Here is an 18,773-nt window from a genome sequence, read left to right as displayed (position 1 = left end):
GGGGAGGTTACTCGCGAGTCGGTAGTCGTGGTGTCCGGACCGCGGGTGAGAATCGGCGCCGATGAGTGTCGAAGACGCCGAACCCGTGAACCAGCCCCTGTCGTCGACGAGCCGGCCGGCCGGGACGCCGCCCGTTCCGCCGCTGTCGACGCCGTGGACCGACGACCTCGACCCGGACGCGCCGCTGCCCGAGCACCCGCGTCCGCAACTGACCCGCGGCGACCGGTGGCGCTCGCTCAACGGCAGGTGGGAGTTCACCAGCCTCGCCGTCGACGGCACCACGCACGACCCGACCGCGACCGCGAATGCAGACCCCTCGCCGGCGGGCACGGTGCGCCGCGAGGAGATCGTCGTGCCGTTCCCGCCCGAGTCGGCACTGTCCGGAATCGGCCGTCGGGTGGAGCTGATGTGGTATCGCCGGACGTTCGAGGTGCCGGACGACTGGCGCAGCGGACGCGTCCTGGTGCACTTCGGCGCGGTCGACCAGGTGGCGACCGTGTGGGTCAACAACCAGTTCGTGACGCGGCACGAGGGCGGATACACGCCGTTCGACGTCGACGTCACCGGCGTGCTGCGCGCGAGCGGCGACCAGGAGCTCGTCGTGCGGGTGGAGGACACCGGCAACCGGGGCACGTTCCCCGTGGGCAAGCAGGCCAACCAGCCCGGCGGGATCCTCTACACCGGCGCGTCCGGAATCTGGCAGACCGTGTGGCTCGAAGCGGTGCCCACCCGCGGGGTCCGCAGGCTCGACGTCACCCCCGATCTGACCGGCTTCGACCTCACCGCCGAGCTGTACGACGGCACCGATCCGGCCGGCCCGGCCGATCTCGTCGTCGAGTACACGGTGGCGGGGGTGACGGTGACGGCGGCGTCCGGACAGCGGGGCCGGGTGGACGTTCCGGAGCCGCGGCCGTGGAGTCCGGACGATCCGCACCTGTACGACATCACGGCACGCGTGCGCACCGCCGGCGGCGAGGTGCTCGACGAGGTGCGCAGTTACGGCGGTCTGCGCACGATCGGTCTGGCCCCGGACGCCGAGGGCAGGCCGCGGATCACCCTCAACGGCCGCGTCACGTTCCTGCACGGCCCGCTCGATCAGGGTTATTGGCCGGACGGCATCTACACCGCGCCCACCGACGAGGCGCTGCGGTTCGACCTCGAACAGACGAAGGCCTACGGGTTCAACACCGTGCGCAAACACGTCAAGGTCGAACCGGCCCGCTGGTACTACTGGGCGGATCGCCTCGGTCTCCTGGTGTGGCAGGACATGCCGTCGCTGCCGGTGGTGCTCGACAACCCGCCCGGACCGCAGGCCCCGCCCGTTCCGGAGGCGCGCACCCGGTTCGAGGCGGAACTGGCCGAGCTCGTCGCGGCGCTGCGGTCGGTCACGTCGTTGGTGGTGTGGACGCCGTTCAACGAGGGCTGGGGCGAGTACGACACGGCGCGGATCACGGGGGAGCTGATGGCGGCGGACCCGAGCAGGCTCGTCGTCGCCGACAGCGGGGTGAACTGCTGTCATTCCCATCCCGACACCGGCACCGGGCACATCTACGACGACCACACCTACGTCGGCCCCGGACGCCCCCGCGCCGTCGACCACCGCGCCACGGCCGCCGGCGAGTACGGCGGTCTCGGCCTCGTCGTCGACAGCCATCTGTGGCCGGGTTATCCGATCGCCTACGAGATGACGTCCGATCCCGACCAGCTGACCCGCCGGTACCGCGAGGTCAGCGCCGATCTCCTCGGTGTGGTGCGGGATCTGGGCCTGTCGGCCGCGATCTACACCCAGACCACCGACGTGGAGAACGAGGTGAACGGCCTGCTCACCTACGACCGCCGAGTGTTCAAAGTGGACGTCGAAGCCGCGGCCGCGGGCAACCGCGCGGTCATCGAGGCAGGTTCGGACGCCGGTTCGGACTGACGTGCGCGGCGGTGGTGTGCTCGACCCGGATGTCGTCATAGGTGCCCGTTCCCACCGGGGTGGGCAGTCCGGATCGTTGGGTGTCCGATGTGGACTTCTGCGGATCGGTGTCGCCGGTGGTCTCGACGTGCGGGCGCGGCTGTTCGAGGAACGTGATCCGTCGCGCCCGCACCGCGGCGTGCACGGTCACATCCGGTCGGCCTTGCGTGCTCATGATCCGATGTTCTCGGCGGCGTTGCCGGCACCCGAGCCGAGCTGCTCCACCCCGGAGCCCGCGCCCTCACCGACGTTCTCGACCGCGCTGCCGGCGCCCGATCCGACCTCGCGCACTGCCTCGCCCGCGCCGGAGCCGACGTTGTCGACGGCATCGCCGGTGCCTTCGCCGATGTTGCGGACCGCCGATCCGGCTCCCTGACCGACTTCCTCGGCCGCTCTGCCCAGACCCTGGGTGAGGTGTTCGAGGATCTGCGGATTGCGGTCGATGGTTGCCAGCACGCGCGCGAGGATGCCGGCGACGTTGTCGAGTCGGACGGTCAGTTGTGCCTGCGCCTCGACGCCCGTGATCTGCAACGCCACCCGCCCGAGTTCGGCGTCGACGCCGACGTTGAGCTTGAGCAGGTCGAGCACCTCGGCCTGCAGGGACACCTTGGCCCGCAGATTCTCCACCTCGAGACTGATCTCGTCGACCTTCACCTGCGGAACGTCCAGATAGACGTCCGGGAACTCCGCGCTCGACCCGGTGGGGACGTCGGCGTCGGATACCTGCTCGGCGGCGTCCTCGGATTCCTCCGATTCCTCCGCCTCGTCGCGGTCGGCCATACCCACCTCGCCCTCGCTCGTCGACCCGGTCGTGTGGAGGGTCTCCCGACTGTGCGCCGGTGAAACGCGAGCCACGGGAAACAGTTGCCCGGCGGGGATTCTCCGATTCCGATGTCGTGGTTGGACAGCGGCCCACGGGGGTACGTCTGCCTCATCGCGGCAGCAGGAGGTTGACGATGAAGCAGGCACCTCGCACCGCCCTGGCGATGGCGGTCGGTTATGCGCTGGGGCGCAGTCGCCGCATGAAACTGGCACTCATGGCCGGTGGTGTCCTGGTCGGCCGCCGACTGTCGAGCGGTGGTTCGCGTGCGGACGGCGACGGCGGGTCCGCTGCGGGAGCGGTCGGCGGGGAAGTCACGCATGCCCTGCGCGATCGGCTCGTCGGCGCGGCCCGGACGGCGGCCGTCGCCGCGGCGAGCGACGGCATCGACTCGCTGGGCAACAGCCTGACCGAGCGTGCCAACCGCATCCGCGGCGGACCCGACGCCGACACCGATATCGACGACACCGATACCGGAACCGCGGACGACCCGGCTACGGACTCCGACTCCGGCGCCGACTCCGGTCCCGCCGACTCCGATGATGCCGGCGACTCGGCAGAGTCGGGTGGCCGTGCGCAGCGCAAGCCGCGTGCGCCGCGGACTCCGGGGCGCACGGCCGGATCCGGCTCGGGCAAGCGCGGTGCGAGCAAGGCAGGGAGTGGGCGATGAGCGAGGACGACCGGAACAAGGGGTCCTCCGGTGCCGTACGGGGCGGTGTCCTGGAGGAACTGCCGCTCGACCGGCTCACGGACGCGGGGCAGGACCTGCTCGAGGCCGTGGTGTCGCGTGCGGTGGGGTCGCTGACCGGCCGGGTGACCGACCTGGCCGGAAAGCTGACGTCCGGCGGCGGTTCGGGCGCGGGGTGGGTGCGGCGTTGGCTGGTGTGAAGGGTCTTGCTGAAGGGAAGGGCCCGCTGAAGGCCGCGCTCGGGGCGGGCGCGGGTCGGGTGAAGGACACGGTGACCGACACGGTGAAGCAGGCCGTCGGCGGCGGGAGCACGAAGAGCGGTGGCAAGGTCGTCAACATCGTCGAGGAATGCGACATCGGCCTGCCGTTGAGCGTCACCTACAACCAGTGGACCGCGTTCGAGGACTATCCGAGCTTCACCAGGAAGGTCGAGAAGGTGGAGCAGGAGTCCGAGGAGAAGCTCAGGTGGCGGGCGCAGATCTTCCTCTCGCATCGCGATTGGGAGTCGACGATCGTGGAGCAGGTTCCGGACGAGCGCATCGTGTGGAAGTCCTCCGGCGCCAAGGGGTATGTCGACGGTGCTGTGACCTTCCACGAGCTCGCGCCCACCCTGACACGGATCGTGCTGGTGCTCGAGTACTACCCGCAGGGTTTCGTGGAGAAGACGGCCAATCTGTGGCGCGCGCAGGGTCGGCGGGTGCGGTTGGAGGTCAAGCACATCAAACGGCACATGATGACCCGCACCATCCTCGACCAGGACGGCGAGCAGGGGTGGCGCGGCGAGATCCGCGACGGTGCGGTCGTCGACGAGGGCGACGCCGACGAGGGGAGCGGGTCGGAACAGTCCTGACGGCCTCCGAAAGTTCCTTGTGTCCGATTCACGTGGGGCGCGACAATTTCGCGGCGAAGGAACCGAAGGAGCGCCTATGTCTGCACGCCGTCCGCGCACCCGAGTGCTGGCCGTTCTGTCCACCGTGGCCGTGGGGGCCGGGGTTGTCGTCGCGAGTTCCGCCAGTGCGGCGGACCCGGTGGACCCGGCGGCGGCCGGGGTCGGCGCGTCGGAGCGGGGTAAGCAGGACAAGCAGTGGGTCGCCGAGGGGCACGGCGGTGCGGTGAGTTCGGTCGATGCCGACGCGACCGAGGTGGGTATCGAGGTGCTCCGTAACGGTGGCAACGCCACGGACGCGGCGGTCGCGACGGCTGCCGCGCTGGGGGTCACCGAGCCGTACAGCCTCGGGATCGGCGGCGGCGGGTTCTTCGTGCATTACGACGCGGCGAGCGACACGGTCGAGACGATCGACGGCCGGGAGACGGCGCCTGCGGCGATGCCGAAGGACGCGTTCATCGATCCGGCGACAGGGGAGACGTACACGTTCTTCCCGGACATGGTCACCAGCGGCGCCTCGGTCGGCGTGCCGGGAACGCCCGCCACGTGGCAGGCCGCGTTGGATTCGTGGGGCAGCGGTTCGTTGGCGGATGCGTTGGAGCCGGCGGCGACGTTGGCGGAGGACGGGTTCGAGGTCGACGAGACGTTCCATCGGATGACGGCGAACAACCAGGAACGGTTCGCGGCGATCTCGTCGACGGCGGAGTTGTTCCTGCCCGGCGGGGAGCCGCCCGCGGTCGGTTCGACGTTCCGCAATCCGGATCTCGCGGAGACGTACCGGTTGATGGCGCGCGAGGGGATGGACGGCTTCTACCAGGGCGCCTTGGCGGAGGAGATCGCCGCCACCGTGCAGAGTCCGCCGGTCGTGGAGGGTACGGAGCTGCCGGTACCTCCTGGCGAGATGACGACGGAGGACATCGCCGAGTACGCGGTGAACACGCCGGAGCCGACGAGCCACGAGTATCGCGGTTACGAGATCTACGGGATGGCGCCGCCGTCCAGTGGTGGGCACACGTCGGCGGAGACGTTGAACATTCTCGAGCAGTTCGATGTGCCGTCGATGTCCGAGGCGGACGCGATGCACCACTATCTCGAGGCGTCGGCGTTGGCGTATGCCGACCGTGCGGCCTACAGCGGTGACACGGATTTCGTGGACATGCCGTTGGAGGAGTTGTTGTCGGACGAGTTCGCGGCCGAGCGGGCGTGCGAGCTGGATCCGAACCGGGCCGCGGACAAGCCGGTGGCGTCGGGCGATGCCGACGGCGACTACTCGACGCCGTGTGACGGGGCGGAGGGCCCGCGTGCCGATCGGCCCAACTCGGAGGGCCCGTCGACGACGCACCTGAGTGTCACCGACCGTTGGGGCAACGTCGTGTCGTACACCCTCACGATCGAGCAGACCGGTGGCAGCGGGATCACCGTGCCGGACCGGGGTTTCATCCTGAACAACGAGCTGACCGACTTCAGCCACGTGTACGACGAGACCGACCCGAACCGCATCGAGGGCGGTAAGCGGCCGCGGTCGTCGATGACGCCGACGATCGTGTTCGAGGACGGCAAGCCGTGGTTGGCGGTGGGTTCGCCGGGTGGTTCGACGATCATCACGACGGTCACGCAGACGATGTTGAACCGCATGGATCTCGGCATGGATCTGCCGTCGGCGGTGGCGGCGCCGCGGGCGTACCAGCACAACACGGCCGAGGTCACGGCCGAGCCCGGTTTCGTCGACGCCTACGGTGACGAGCTCACGGCCCTCGGCCACGAGCTGTCGGAGACGTCGTCGATCGGTGTGGTGGCCGCGATCGAGCTCCTGCCCGGTGGCAGGGCGCAAGCGGTTGCGGAGCCGGAACGGCAGGGCGGTGGTTCGGCGGCCGTCGTGTCGCCGACCCGCCGCTGGTAACGCCCCGCTGCCGCCCGACACGGCGATCCGCTGGAACGGCGACCGGCTGGAACGGCGGTTCGTTGGTCGCCGTGTCGTCGCCACAGAACGCTGACACGGCGACGCAGGATGCTGACACGCCCGCGTGGGGTGCTGACACGGCGCCCGCGGCACCCGCGCCCCTGACCGGGGTCAGAGGCTTCGGGGGTCCAGGCGGCCGAAGGGGGCGGCACGCCGGAACCGCTCGGCCAGGCCGGCCACGGCCGGGTCGCCGGTCGCGTACCCGGCGGCCAGTCGGTCGAAGCGGTCGGTGTGTTCGTGGGCGCGTCGGCGGGCGTAGTCGGCGGCGGAGTCCTTGGTGACCATGAAGGCCCAGTCGCTGGACAGGGCGAGGAGCGCCTCGCGGACGGCCTGGTCGGCGACGGGGTCGCGGCGGGTGCGGGGGATGTCCATGGCGAGCAGGCGGCGTTGGAGTGCGGTGTTCGCCTCGACCATGTCGGCGACCTGTTCGCCGTCCCAGACTCGCCAGTCCTTGCCGGAGCCCCAGGACGATGCGGGCAGGTCGACGGGGCCGGCGACGTGGCCGGCGTCGGCGGCTCCGCGCAGCGTGGTGACGTGCACGCCGGCCTCGGGCAGGGCGCGGAGGACGCCTTCGAGCCATTGTGGACCTTCGTGCCACCAGTGCCCGAACAGTTCGGTGTCGTAGGCGGCGACGACGAGCGCCTTCCGGCCGTCGCGTTCGCGCAGCGAGCGCAGGCGCGCGACCACGGTGTCGACGAAGTCCTTGACGTGCATGCCGACGGTGTCGGCGGCGCGGGCCGGTTCGTAGGGGGCCTTGGCGTGCGGCGGGATCTCCTTGCCGGTGACGCGAGAGGCCTTGATGCCGACCTCGCCGGCCCACGTGTGGAAATCGCGGTAGTGCGCGTGTCCCGGGTAGCCCGATTTGGGCGACCACACGCGGTAGGTCACCTCGAGGTCGCGGCCGAAGCAGACGACGTCGGAGTCGCCGACGGTGCGTGCGGCGGCGGTGTCGCCGCGCAACGAGGGCCCGTCGACGAGGAATCGTTCCACCCCGGCGGCGGCGTAGCCGGCCTCCATGCCCGGGGCGTAGCCGCATTCGGGTGCCCAGATGCCGCGGGGTCGCGTGCCGAGTCGCAACTCGGTGTCTGCCAGTCCTTCCGACAGCGCGAACGAGCGCACCCGGTCGTCGAGCAGCGGTTGGAACGGGTGGGTCAGCGGGCCACCCAGCAGCTCGATCGTGTCACCGTCCACAAGCGACCGAAGGAGCGGGGAGAATCCGTGCCGCCACGTTGTCCCGAAATCATCCAGCGCGCCGGCGGCGGCGCGGTACTCGTAGGCCGCGAGGTCGGAGCGCGTCTCGTCATCGCCCCACAGTGTGGCGGCGTGCTCGGCGCGCAGGCGCCACGTGCCGAGCCAGTCGTGCATCGCGCGCAGGGCGTACGGATCGTCGAGCTGCGCGGCGAGCACGGGGGTGACGCCGAGGGTCAGCACGTCGCGCCTGCCCTCGTCGGCGAACCGGCGCAGCAGATCGACCACGGGCAGGTACGAATGCGCCCACGCCTGGTAGAGCCATTCCTCGCCGACCGGCCAGATGCCGTGATGCGGAAGCCACGGCAGATGGCTGTGCAGCACCAGGCAGAAGGTGCCCTCGGAGCCGGTGTCGGGCGTGGTCACGGGCGGACCGCCACGGCGATCAGGTCGAGGCTCGCGTCGAGGTCCCGGTCGTGGATGTCGAAGTCGTCGGCGGTGATCGCCGCGACGTCGGCCAGGAGCTGTTCCGGCCATTGCGCCTGGCCGGGCAGGCTGCCCATGACGACCTCCAGCTGCGCGTCGATGATCGACCCGCCGTAGCGCTCGTCGAGTTCACGTACGCCGGCACCGTGGTGCAGGCCGTCCAGGCGCTGCACCGTGAACCCGCCTCGCGCAGCATCTCGTCCAGTTCGGACGGCGAGAGTTCCCGGGTGTGGTACGGATTCAGCGGAACGTCGCTGTCGGGCGTGAACGTGAGCCGGTTCGGCGTGGTCACGACGAGCGTGCCGCCGGGGCGCAGCACGCGCCGGCATTCGGCGAGGAATCCGTACTGGTCCCACAGGTGCTCGAGCACCTGGAGGTTGGCGACGACGTCGATGCTCGCGTCGGCCAGGGGCAGGTGGGCGAGGTTGCCGCGCACCGTGGCCGCGTCCGGGTACACCCGCGCGACGTGCTCGGTGGTCACCTCGTCGTAGTCGAGGGCGATGACCCGGGCGGCGTGCGCACCGAGCAGGGCCGCCCCGTAGCCCTCGCCGCAGCCGGCCTCCAGTACGGCCGCACCGGCGCAGTAGGGCGTCACCACGTGGTAGGCCGCCTCGTGCCGCCGGTACCAGTAGTTCTCCTCGGCGACCCCGGGCACCGTGCGCTCACCGGTGAGATGCAGGGCCTCGGCGCGACTCGTGTCCACGCCGAGAGCCTATCCGCCGCGGCGCGGCGCCGTACTCACCGGTAGCCGTGCCGCTACCAGCGGGTCGTGGTCGCGGCGGCGTCACCGACCGGCAGGCGGCTGGGGCCCACCGCTGGGGCCACCTGCGTCGCCGCCGCTGCCGCCCCGGCCACCGTTGCCACCCTTGTTGCGGATCTTGTCGAAGGCCTCCTTGGCCTGCTGGCGGGTGCGCGGGTCCTGGGCGAGCCGCTTGGCCTCGTAGAAGGCGCGCCTGCCCGCGGCGCTCTTGGCGAAGCGGAGTGCGCTCTTCATCAGGGACATGCCGGTTCCTCTCACTCGGGCGACGTTGCCAGGATAGCGCCGAAAACCCCCGCCGTAGGGCGCCGATCTACAGGGCGGGGGCGATGGTGATGCCCAGGGCGCCGGGGCCGACGTGGGCGCCGATCACGCTGCTGCCGTTCACGAGCATCAGCTCGCGCAGTTGCGGGAGCCTCCTGCGGAGCTCGCCGGAGACCCGTTGCTCCCGTTCGCCGGGTTCGGCGCAGGTGATCGCGACGTCCACGGCCTGCTGGCCTGCGCGTTCCACGGCGATGTCGACCATCTTGTTCAGGGCTCGCTTGGCCCCGGGCACGCGCGCGAGGGGAGCGACCTCGCCGTCGGCGACCGTCAGCAACGGGCGGATCGAGAGCGCCGTGCCGAGCAGTGCGGCGGCCGAGCCGATGCGTCCGCCCCTGCGTAGGTACTCGAGGGTGTCGACGTAGATGAGTTCGCTGCTGCCGCGGATGCGGCTGTCGGCGGCGGCCATCACGCGTTCCACCGGGCGCCCGACGCGGCCGTGCGGGCCGCGGACATGGCGGCGAACCCGAGGCTCATGTTCGTCGTCCCGCTGTCGAGCACATAGACGGGTACCCGCACCTGTTGGGCGGCCTCGCGGGCGGCCTCGGCCGTGGCGGACAGCTTGCTGGACAGATGCAGGCAGACGATGGCCGTCGCTCCGGCGCTGATGGCGTCCTGAAAGGTCCAGAAGAAGGCGCCGGGGTCGGGCGGCTGGGTGCTGATGTTCTCCTGCGCGTGCAGGCGGCGCAGGAGTTCCTGGCGGTCCCAGCGGTTCTCGTCGTCCACCTGGTCGCCCACGACGACTTGCACCGGCACGACCGAGATGTCCCATTGCTTGGCGACCTTGTCCGGAAGGCTGGCGGTGGAGTCGGTAATGACGGCAACAGGCACGGTCGACAGGTTAACGCCCGCTTCCATCGTTGACACCCATTAGGGTGACCTTGCTGCGACATTCGGACAAAAGCCGTGTGCATGGTGTAGTGACGAAGTTGGATCCGCCAGTTATCTGAACGATCGTCCCACTAAATCGCGATTCCGGGTGAACGTGGTCACCTCAGGACGCGTACCAGTGGGTTTGCGCATAATCTACCGCTCAGTAACGCCCTGCATTGCGCCTAAAGGAGTTCCATGACCAACATCGTTGTCCTGGTCAAGCAGGTGCCGGACACGTACTCGGAGCGCAAGCTCAACGAGAGTGACCACACCCTGGACCGTGAGTCCGCCGACGCCGTGATCGACGAGATCAACGAGCGCGCCGTCGAGGAGGCGCTCAAGATCAAGGAGGCCGGTGAGGGCGAGGTGACCGTCCTGTGCGTCGGTCCCGACCGCGCCACCGACGCCATCCGCAAGGCCCTGTCCATGGGCGCCGACAAGGCCATCCACGTCTCCGACGAGGCCTTGCAGGGCTCGGACCTGATCGCCACGGCGAAGGTCATCGCCGGCGCCCTCGGCAAGGTCGACGGCTACGACCTGGTCATCGCCGGTAACGAGGCCTCGGACGGCCGCGGCGGCGCCATCCCGGCGATGATCGCCGAGCTGGCCGGCCTGCCGCAGCTGACGCACGCCCGCGAGGTCACCGTCGACGGCTCGACCATCAAGGTCGTCCGCGAGACCGAGGACGGTCTGACCAACCTCGAGGCGAGCCTGCCCGCCGTCGTGAGCGTCACCGAGAAGATCAACGAGCCGCGGTACCCGTCCTTCAAGGGCATCATGGCCGCCAAGAAGAAGCCGGTGGAGACCCTCACCGTGGGCGACCTCGGCGTCGACACCGCCGATCTGGGCCTGTCCGGTGCCGCCTCGACCGTGCTCGAGGCCGCGCCGAAGCCGCCGCGTGCGGCCGGTGAGCGGGTCGAGGACGACGGCGACGGCGGCACCAAGGTCGCCGAGTACCTGGTCGGCCAGAAGCTCATCTGAGACAGACCTCATTCCATTCAAGGAGACGAACCATGGCTGAAGTACTCGTGCTCGTCGACCAGGTCGACGGTGAGGTCAAGAAGTCCACATTCGAGCTGCTCACCGCCGCTCGCGCGCTGGGTGAGGCGTCCGCGGTCGTCGTGGCCGCCCCCGGCACGGCCGGCAAGGTGAAGGACGCGCTCGCGTCCTACGGCGCGGCGAAGGTGTACGTCGCCGAGTCCGACGACGCCACCGGCTACCTCGTGACGCCCAAGGTCGACGCGCTCGCCACCGTCGCGGGTCAGGCCTCGCCGGCCGCCGTGCTGGTGTCGGCCACGGCCGAGGGCAAGGAGGTCGCGGGCCGGCTCGCCATCCGCATCGGCGGCGGCGTGCTCGTCGACGCGGTCGGCGTCAACGCCGACGGCTCGGTCGACCAGTCCATCTTCGGTGGCGCCTTCTCCGTGAAGGCCAAGGCCGCCAAGGGCACCCCGGTCGTGTCGCTGCGCCCCGGCGCCGTCGAGGCCGAGGAGGCCGCCGGTGCCGCCGCGGAGGAGACCGTGGCGCTGCCCGCGGTGGACGCCGCCAAGGCCGCCAAGGTGACCGGTGTCGAGCCGGTCGTGGGCGGGGACCGCCCCGAGCTGACCGAGGCGTCGGTCGTCGTGGCCGGTGGCCGCGGCGTCGGCTCGGCGGAGAAGTTCGAGGTCGTCGAGAAGCTGGCCGACTCGCTCGGCGCGGCCGTCGGTGCCTCCCGTGCCGCCGTCGACTCGGGCTACTACCCGGCGCAGTTCCAGGTCGGTCAGACCGGTAAGACGGTCTCGCCGCAGCTGTACGTCGCGCTGGGCATCTCCGGTGCGATCCAGCACCGCGCCGGCATGCAGACGTCGAAGACGATCGTCGCCGTCAACAAGGACGCCGAGGCCCCGATCTTCGAGATCGCCGACTTCGGTGTCGTGGGCGACCTGTTCGACGTCGCCCCGCAGCTGACCGACGAGGTCGGCAAGCGCAAGGGCTGAGTGCCCACCGGTGCCGGCGGCCCTCCCGCCGGGCGCCGGACCCTGTTTCACCGGGACGGCCGTCCTTCCCCACGGGGAGGGGCGGCCGTGCCGCGTGTGTGTGAGGCGGGTGTGAACGGGCTGTTCACCGGGTGTGCAGCCGTCGGCCACGGTCGATGTCGGCCGGGGTTTGCCTGGCGGGGCGAGCATCCCTGTCATGACGCGGTCACAGCTACTGCTCAGTACGGACCGGAGCGACGGTGACATGCCGCGCTACTCGTTGCGGGTCGCCTCCGACCCCGACGAGGTGCTCGCGGCACAGCGCCTGCGCCACCGGGTGTTCGCCGAGGAGATGGGCGCCCAGCTCGAACCCGGATCGGACGGCCTCGACGTCGACCACTACGACGAGTTCTGCGATCACCTCGTCGTCATCGACGACGCGACCGACGAGATCGTCGGCACGTATCGCATGCTGCCGCCGGACCGGGCGCGGGACGCGGGTGGGCTGTACTCCGACACGGAGTTCCACCTCGGCAACCTCGACCCGTTGAGAGGCTCGCTCGTCGAGACCGGACGGTCCTGTGTGGACGCCCGGCATCGCACCGGCGCGGTCGTGAGCCTCGTGTGGGCCGGGATCGCGCGCTACATGCTGCTGTCCGGCCACCGCTACCTCGCGGGCTGCGCCTCGGTGCCGCTGTCCGACGGGGGCGCGCTGGCCGCGGGCGTGTGGGACATCGTGCGCAGCAAGCACTTCGCCGACGAGGCGCACCGCGTGAGCCCGCGTCACGCGTGGGACGGCGACGAGATCGCCCGCCCGGCGCGGCCGGTGCTGCCGCCGCTGCTGCGCGGGTACGTCCGGCTCGGCGCCCAGGTGTGCGGAGCCCCGGCGCACGATCCGGCGTTCGGCGTCGCCGACTTCTTCGTCCTGCTCGACCTGCAGCGGGTGGACGAGCGTTACCTCAAGTTCTTCCTCGGGATCGGCTCATGAGCCACGCGTGGATGCCGGCCTCGCCGTGCGGCGACGCGTGCCTGACGCACGACGAGGCCACCGTGGGCCGGGTTCGCCGGGCGCTGCGGATGGCCGGCGCGGTGGGTGTGCTCGTCGCCGCGGCCCTGATCGTGCCGATCCTGGCGGTGCTGCCGGGACGGGACCGCGTGGTGCGGACCGTGTTCCGCACCCTGTTGCGCGCCTTGGGGATCCGGCTCGTCGTGCGCGGCGACCTCGACGGCAGCGGTCGCGGTGGGCTCGTGGTCAGCAACCACATCTCGTTCGTCGACATCATGGGCCTCAGCGCGGTGCGTCCGATGCGGGCCCTGGCCAAGCGGGAGATCGCGAGCTGGCCGGTGCTCGGCACGCTCGTGTCCCGCGCGGGCACCGTGTTCCTCGACCGTGAACGGCTGTCGACGTTGCCGGCGGCCGTCGCCGAACTCGCCGACACGATGCGGTCGGGCTCGCTCGTCACCGTCAACCCGGAGGGCACCACGTGGTGCGGTGCGGCGTCCGGGCGGTTCGCACCGGCGACGTTCCAGGCGGCCATCGACGCCGGCGTCCCCGTCCGGCCGGTCGCGCTGCGCTACCTCGCCGGCGGCCGGGAGACGACCCGCGCCGCGTTCATCGGCCCCGAGACGCTCATCGCCTCCCTGCGCCGCGTCGTGGCGCTGCGGGACCTCACCCTGGAACTGACCGTGTGCCCCGAGATCGCCCCCGGTCGGGCCGCCGACCGCGGGGAGCTGGCCGCGCTCGCCCAGGCCGCGGTCGGGTCGGCGCTCGGCACGGTCACCGTCGTCCCGGGCGCCGCGGTACCGGCGCAGGTCCGGCGGCGCACGACCGACGTCGCTTCCCCCGAGGTGCGTGCCGGTCTATCTTGACCGACAGGCGGTGTGGCCTGCGGTGACCCCGCAGGCGCCACGCCGTGGCAGTACCGCACCCAGTACCCGGCCGCGCCCACAGGTCGGCCGGGAGGAACGACAAGGGAGTCACAACCGTGACCGACGGTGTATTCGGCCGCGAGAGCGGCCACGAGCAGGTTGTCCACTGTCATGACCGTGCCACCGGTCTGAAGGCCATCATCGCGGTGTACTCGACCGCGCTCGGGCCCGCGCTCGGCGGCACCCGCTTCTACCCGTACCCCGACGAGCACTCCGCACTCGACGACGTGCTGGCGCTGTCGAAGGGCATGGCCTACAAGAACGCGCTCGCCGGGCTCGACCTCGGCGGCGGCAAGGCCGTCATCATCGGCGACCCGGCGACGGCGAAGTCGGAGGCGTTGTTGCGCGCCTACGGCCGATTCGTCCAGTCCCTCGGCGGCCGCTACATCACCGCCTGCGACGTCGGCACCTACGTGCCCGACATGGACGTCATCGCCCGCGAGACCTCGTTCGCCACCGGCCGCTCCCGCGAGGAGGGCGGCGCGGGCGACTCCTCCGAGCTGACCGCGTTCGGCGTGTACCAGGGCATGCGCGCCTCCGCCGAGCACACCTGGGGCAGCCCCGAGCTGAAGGGCAGGCGCGTCGGGGTCGAGGGCGTCGGCAAGGTCGGGCGGCTGCTGGTCGGCCATCTCGTGGAGGCCGGCGCCGAGATCGTGCTGACCGACGTCGACGAACGTGCCGTGGACCGCGTGCGGGCCGTGCATCCGTCCGTCGAGGTGGTCGACGACACCGCCACGCTGCTGGCGTCCGATGTGGACATCTTCGCGCCGTGCGCCCTCGGCGGCGTGCTCGACGACGACACCGTCGACGTACTGCGGGCCAAGGTCGTGTGCGGCGCGGCCAACAACCAGCTCGCACACGCCGGGGTCGAGAAGCTCCTGCACGACCGTGGGGTGCTGTTCGCACCCGACTACCTGGTCAACGCGGGCGGCACCATCCAGGTCAGCGACGAGCTGCGCGGTTTCGACCCGGATCGGGCCCGGTTGCGGGCGACGTCGTTGTACGACACGGCGAAGGCCGTGTTCGCACTCGCCGACGAGGAGGGCGTGCCGCCGGTGACCGCCGCGGACCGGCTGGCCGAACGGCGGATGTCCGAGGTGTCGAACCTGCGCTCGATCCTCACGTTGCGCTGAGTCCCTGGCCGACGGAAAGGCGGGCCGGACCCCGATGGGTCCGGCCCGCCTCTCGTCGTGGTTCGTGCGACTACCGGTCGCGGCCGCCGCAGACGATCTTCGGCTGCGGGTTGTACCGCACCGTGCGCGCTTCCTCGCGGGTCGCGCCGGACTCGACGTCGCGCAGCACGCGCGTGTCGGTCACGGTGAAGCCGGGTGCGCCCTCACTCGGCGAGCAGTCGTCCCCGCGCGGACCCCGCTTGGTCTCCGGCGGCGTGACGTTGGTGCGATCGCCCGTGCGGGACTGCACGTCGTACTTCTTCGTGCCCCACAACTTGATCGTGATGCTGCTGGGCGTCCACTCGGTCTGGATCGCGACGCCGTTGGGCAGTTCGTTGGTGAACGCCAGGTCGATCACGCTGGCACCGTCGGCCGTCTGGTACACGGTCGCCTCGCGGCCCTCCGGGTACCGGCTGATGTAGTAGCTGTGCTCCTGGTGCCCCGCGTCGGTCATGCCCGCGAAGTAGGACGCGTTGTACAGCGTCGTCGCGAACTGCGAGATGCCACCGCCGACGGCCTTGCCCGGCGCGCCGTCCTCGATGATGCCCGCCTCGATGTAGCCCTGGGCGGCCGTGCGCGGACCGGTGTGCTGGTTGAGGCTGAACGTGTCACCCGGCTTGATGATCGTGCCGTTGACCTGCTCGGCGACGCGGCGGATGTTCACGCCGGAGTCGGAGGCGAAGTCGCCGGTCGAGAACTCGCCGATGACCTCCTTGACGCCGAGGCCCTCCGCCTCCTCGGTGGTGACCTCGGCCGGCTCCTCCTCGTACTCGGCCTGCAGCTCCCGCCGATCGGTCTGCTGGAGCACGTCCATCAGCGGTTCGAAGGTCTTGTCCCACTTGATGGTGTTGCCGTCCTCGTGCGGCTTGACCGTGGGCCGGCCGCCCTCGAACACGATCTCGGCGTCGCGACCCTCCTTGATCGTGTCGGACAGGTCGTCCTCGACGCCGGCGATCATCGCCTTGTGGTCGATCTTGGGGGTGAGCTTGCCGTCCTCCGGTTCGAAGCTCAGGCCCGCGGCGATCTCCTCCGGCTCGAGGGTGCCGTCGGCGCCCTCACCGCGGACGAGCACCGGCCCGGACACGGCCGGCTCGGCGACGTCCTTGAGCATCGTCTCGACGTCGTCCTTGCTGATCGACACGGGCGTGGCGTTCACCGGCAGGTCCAGCCGCCGGCCGTCGGCCCAGTTGCGCACGACGATGCCTTCGGCGCGCTCGACGTTCAGTTCCTGACCGTCCTCGGGTTCGATCGCCTTCGGCGTGGCGCCCTCGAATTCGATGCCACCCTCGACGGGCTCCCGGTCGGTCGTGTCCTGCATGCCGACGAGCGCGTTCTCGAGCTGGTTGCGCTCGGTGTCGGTCACCGGGTCGATGTCGCGGTCGGTGAAGAACGAGCTGATCCGCGTGACCGGGTTGAGCGGCTGATCGCCGGCCTCGGCGAGCGTCTCGGTCCAGTTCAGTCGCAACCCCGCCTCGCCGGGGTCGAACTCGCCCTCGACCTCGCCGGCGCGGTACTGCACGGGCTGGGTCATGCGGGGCTCGAGCTCGGAACGAAGCTTGTCCTCGGCCGCGCTCTGGCTCATGCCGCCGACCTCGACGCCCGCCACGACCGTGCCGCGCGGGACATCGCCCGAGGTGACGAACAGGTCCACCGCGTAGGCCACGGCGAGCACGCCGACGACGGCCGCCGCGATGAGCAGCGGCTTGCGGGCCTTGCCGCCCGAACGCTCGCCGCCGGAACCGTCGCCGTCGTCGACGGCGCTGACCCCGTCGGCAGCGCCGCCGCTGCCACCAGCGCCACTCGCCGCCGCGGCCGCACCGCCGTACGCGCCGCACCGGCGGCCGGCATCGCCGCGGTCATGTGCTGCGGCGTGGGGGAGTCGTCGGTCGGCACGGGCGCGATGTACTGCGTGGTCTCGTTGGCCGACTCGGCGCCGGTCTGCGCGGGCGCGGCCGGGGTCGTCGGCGCGTCCGCACCGCTCGCGGCGGTGGGACCGGCGACGTACTGCGTGGCCTCGGCGTCGGACTGCGGCCAGGCGATCTCCTGGGTGGCGTCCGAGTCGGCACCTGCACCCGCACCGGCCGCGCCGGCCGCGGGCAGGTACTGCGTGCTTTCCGCGTCGGAGGCCGCGTCATCGCCCGCAGAGGAGTCGACCGCAGAATCTTCCGCCGAAGACGTTCCCGGCGCGGTGGACGCGGAGGACGTGGCTCCGGCGGCGGATTCGGACGAACCGGCTGCGTCGCCCGCGCCGGTCTCGCCGGACCCACCGGCCGTCGATTCGGCGTCTCCCGTGCTCTTCGGCACGGCAGGCAGAATGTCGGTCTGCTCGATGTGCGACTCGGGCCACTCGTCCGGCTGAGATTCCGAAGGCTCTGGCCACCGAGGTTCCTGCGGCAAGACAACCCCTCCGCGCCCTGTGTATGTGATAACGGACCCCGACTACCGGGCCAAGATACGGCCCGTGCACAGCGCCGCTGTACGCGCCCCCGTATGTGTCGCCGGTGGCGTTTTCGCAGGCTGCGGCACTACTCCCGTCGTATGGCGCACTGCTCCGGATGGCTGACGGGGATTTCACACCGGGTATATGTGCCGGTCACCCGTGGCGGGGTCCGACGGCAATCCGAGTTCGCATCCGAACCGCGATGCCCGTGTCATCTGATCGTAGTAATGTGAAATTCGCACAAGCAAGCGGACGGATATGCGTGCTGCTTGCCTGGGCCGTGCTCGTGTCCAGGGTCAGGCTGGTGGTCGACGTCGTGGTCAGGGGTGGGTGATGGATCCGGTCAACGTGCTCCGGCAGATCGCGCTCCACCTGGAGCGCTCCGGTGAGCCGACGTACCGCGTGCGGGCGTTCCGCAACGCCGCGTCCGTCGTCGCCGATCTGTCGACGGACGAGCTCGCGCGCCGGGTCGCCCGCGGCACGTTGACGCAGCTGCCGGGTATCGGCAAGTCCACCGTCTCGGTCATCGCCGACGCGTCGAGGGCAGGGAGCCTGCGTACCTGACCGACCTCGAATCGCGCGGCGCGGGGGAGTTGCCCGACGGCGGGCCGCTGCGGGCGGCCCTGCGCGGCGACTGTCACACGCATTCGGACTGGTCGGACGGCGGCAGCTCGATCGAGGAGATGGCCGAGGCCGCCCGCACGCTCGGGCACGACTACATCGTCCTCACCGACCACTCGCCCCGGTTGACCGTGGCGCGTGGCCTGTCGGGCGAACGCCTGCGCAGGCAGCTCGACGTGGTCGCCGAGCTCAACGAGACGCTGGCCCCGTTCCGGATCCTCACCGGCATCGAGGTCGACATCCTCGACGACGGCTCCCTCGACCAGGAGCCCGAGTTGCTCGACCGGCTCGACGTCGTCGTGGCGAGCGTGCACTCGAAGCTGCGGATGCCCAAGCCGGAGATGACCGCGCGGATGCTGGCGGCGGTGGCGAATCCGCGGGTGAACATTCTCGGGCACTGCACCGGGCGTCTCGTCACGGGACGCGGCAGGCCGGAGTCGGAGTTCGATGCCGACGCCGTCTTCGCCGCGTGCCGGGACCGCGACGTGGCGGTGGAGATCAACGCCCGCCCCGAACGCCGCGATCCGCCGCGCCGGCTGCTGCGCACGGCCCAGGACGCGGGCTGCCGGTTCGCGATCGACACCGACGCGCACGCGCCGGGGCAGTTGGCGTGGCAGGCGTTCGGCTGCGTGCGGGCCGAGGAGTGCGGCGTACCGGCTGAGCGGATCGTCAACACCCTCTCCGCCGAGGACCTCGTCGCCTGGGCCGCCCGGCGATGAC

The 18,773-nt window shown here is 70.9% G+C and carries 16 protein-coding genes and 3 pseudogenes; 11 read left to right on the top strand and 8 right to left on the bottom strand.

The annotated features are described in order from the left end of the window. Nucleotides 1-61 precede the first annotated feature (61 nt). On the top strand, nt 62-1,921 hold the full coding sequence (locus BJF85_RS02480; protein WP_075845593.1) for a glycoside hydrolase family 2 protein: 1,860 nt from the start codon (nt 62-64) through the stop codon (nt 1,919-1,921). Here BJF85_RS02480 and BJF85_RS02475 read toward each other — a convergent pair. After that, the gene (locus BJF85_RS02475) at nt 1,887-2,135 is read right to left on the bottom strand and encodes a hypothetical protein (protein ID WP_139320426.1); all 249 of its coding nucleotides are present in this window, start codon (nt 2,133-2,135) and stop codon (nt 1,887-1,889) included. The genes BJF85_RS02480 and BJF85_RS02475 overlap by 35 nt on opposite strands. Then, nucleotides 2,132-2,746: a hypothetical protein gene (locus BJF85_RS02470; RefSeq protein WP_139320425.1), complete on the bottom strand. Its 615-nt coding sequence runs from the start codon at nt 2,744-2,746 to the stop codon at nt 2,132-2,134. Before BJF85_RS02470 ends, BJF85_RS02475 begins: the two co-directional genes overlap by 4 nt. A 170-nt stretch (nt 2,747-2,916) precedes the next feature. On the opposite strand from BJF85_RS02470, the gene BJF85_RS02465 reads away from it, so the two are divergent. The 4 genes from BJF85_RS02465 to ggt all read left to right on the top strand — a co-directional run bounded on the left by BJF85_RS02465 (nt 2,917) and on the right by ggt (nt 6,254). Further along, a complete protein-coding gene (locus BJF85_RS02465) occupies nt 2,917-3,450 on the top strand; it encodes a hypothetical protein (RefSeq protein ID WP_075845590.1) in 534 nt (177 codons plus the stop codon). Continuing rightward, nucleotides 3,447-3,668, top strand: coding sequence for a hypothetical protein (locus BJF85_RS29455; RefSeq protein WP_075845589.1), 222 nt, complete (start codon nt 3,447-3,449; stop codon nt 3,666-3,668). Before BJF85_RS02465 ends, BJF85_RS29455 begins: the two co-directional genes overlap by 4 nt. Beyond that, nucleotides 3,665-4,318: an SRPBCC family protein gene (locus BJF85_RS02455; protein ID WP_255375335.1), complete on the top strand. Its 654-nt coding sequence runs from the start codon at nt 3,665-3,667 to the stop codon at nt 4,316-4,318. Before BJF85_RS29455 ends, BJF85_RS02455 begins: the two co-directional genes overlap by 4 nt. A gap of 76 nt (nt 4,319-4,394) precedes the next feature. Continuing rightward, nucleotides 4,395-6,254 (top strand): gamma-glutamyltransferase, encoded by a 1,860-nt coding sequence (gene ggt / locus BJF85_RS02450; RefSeq protein ID WP_075845587.1) that lies wholly within the window; start codon nt 4,395-4,397, stop codon nt 6,252-6,254. Nucleotides 6,255-6,425: 171 nt separating this feature from the next. Here ggt and BJF85_RS02445 read toward each other — a convergent pair whose 3' ends face one another. The 4 genes and pseudogenes from BJF85_RS02445 to BJF85_RS02430 form a co-directional block, all read right to left on the bottom strand. Continuing rightward, a complete protein-coding gene (locus BJF85_RS02445) occupies nt 6,426-7,928 on the bottom strand; it encodes a glycoside hydrolase family 57 protein (RefSeq protein WP_075845586.1) in 1,503 nt (500 codons plus the stop codon). Continuing rightward, a pseudogene (locus tag BJF85_RS02440) lies at nt 7,925-8,691 on the bottom strand (class I SAM-dependent methyltransferase). The gene BJF85_RS02445 and the pseudogene BJF85_RS02440 overlap by 4 nt, the downstream one beginning before the upstream one ends. Nucleotides 8,692-8,772: 81 nt before the next feature. Then, entirely contained in the window at nt 8,773-8,991 is a 219-nt protein-coding gene (locus BJF85_RS02435) for a hypothetical protein (RefSeq protein ID WP_075845585.1), read from the bottom strand. A gap of 67 nt (nt 8,992-9,058) precedes the next feature. Next, nucleotides 9,059-9,924 (bottom strand): annotated as a pseudogene (locus BJF85_RS02430) (DegV family protein). 210 nt (nt 9,925-10,134) lie between these two features. On the opposite strand from BJF85_RS02430, the gene BJF85_RS02425 reads away from it, so the two are divergent. From BJF85_RS02425 to BJF85_RS02405, 5 genes are all read left to right on the top strand, one after another. Beyond that, nucleotides 10,135-10,920, top strand: a complete 786-nt coding sequence (locus BJF85_RS02425) for an electron transfer flavoprotein subunit beta/FixA family protein (protein WP_075845584.1) — start codon at nt 10,135-10,137, stop codon at nt 10,918-10,920. A 32-nt stretch (nt 10,921-10,952) separates the two neighbouring features. After that, on the top strand, nt 10,953-11,912 hold the full coding sequence (locus tag BJF85_RS02420) for an electron transfer flavoprotein subunit alpha/FixB family protein (protein ID WP_075845583.1): 960 nt from the start codon (nt 10,953-10,955) through the stop codon (nt 11,910-11,912). Nucleotides 11,913-12,108: 196 nt separating this feature from the next. After that, entirely contained in the window at nt 12,109-12,879 is a 771-nt protein-coding gene (locus BJF85_RS02415; RefSeq protein ID WP_075845582.1) for a GNAT family N-acetyltransferase, read from the top strand. Then, on the top strand, nt 12,876-13,760 hold the full coding sequence (locus tag BJF85_RS02410; RefSeq protein ID WP_075845581.1) for a 1-acyl-sn-glycerol-3-phosphate acyltransferase: 885 nt from the start codon (nt 12,876-12,878) through the stop codon (nt 13,758-13,760). Before BJF85_RS02415 ends, BJF85_RS02410 begins: the two co-directional genes overlap by 4 nt. Before the next feature lie 116 nt (nt 13,761-13,876). Next, on the top strand, nt 13,877-14,953 hold the full coding sequence (locus BJF85_RS02405; protein WP_075845580.1) for a Glu/Leu/Phe/Val dehydrogenase dimerization domain-containing protein: 1,077 nt from the start codon (nt 13,877-13,879) through the stop codon (nt 14,951-14,953). 70 nt (nt 14,954-15,023) lie between these two features. Here the strand turns inward: BJF85_RS02405 and BJF85_RS02400 are convergent, their stop codons facing one another. Continuing rightward, nucleotides 15,024-16,655, bottom strand: coding sequence for a VanW family protein (locus tag BJF85_RS02400; protein ID WP_369822051.1), 1,632 nt, complete (start codon nt 16,653-16,655; stop codon nt 15,024-15,026). After that, a complete protein-coding gene (locus BJF85_RS29450; RefSeq protein ID WP_255375334.1) occupies nt 16,571-17,296 on the bottom strand; it encodes a hypothetical protein in 726 nt (241 codons plus the stop codon). The genes BJF85_RS02400 and BJF85_RS29450 overlap by 85 nt, the downstream gene beginning before the upstream one ends. A 469-nt stretch (nt 17,297-17,765) precedes the next feature. Here BJF85_RS29450 and BJF85_RS02395 point away from each other — a divergent pair. Then, nucleotides 17,766-18,772: pseudogene (locus tag BJF85_RS02395) on the top strand (PHP domain-containing protein). The last annotated feature ends 1 nt before the right edge of the window (nt 18,773 follow it).

Origin of the sequence: Saccharomonospora sp. CUA-673, assembly GCF_001942305.1 — a bacterium.
GTDB lineage: Bacteria > Actinomycetota > Actinomycetes > Mycobacteriales > Pseudonocardiaceae > Prauserella.
Note: the sequence above shows the minus strand (reverse complement) of the source record. Positions and strands in the feature narration are given on the sequence as shown.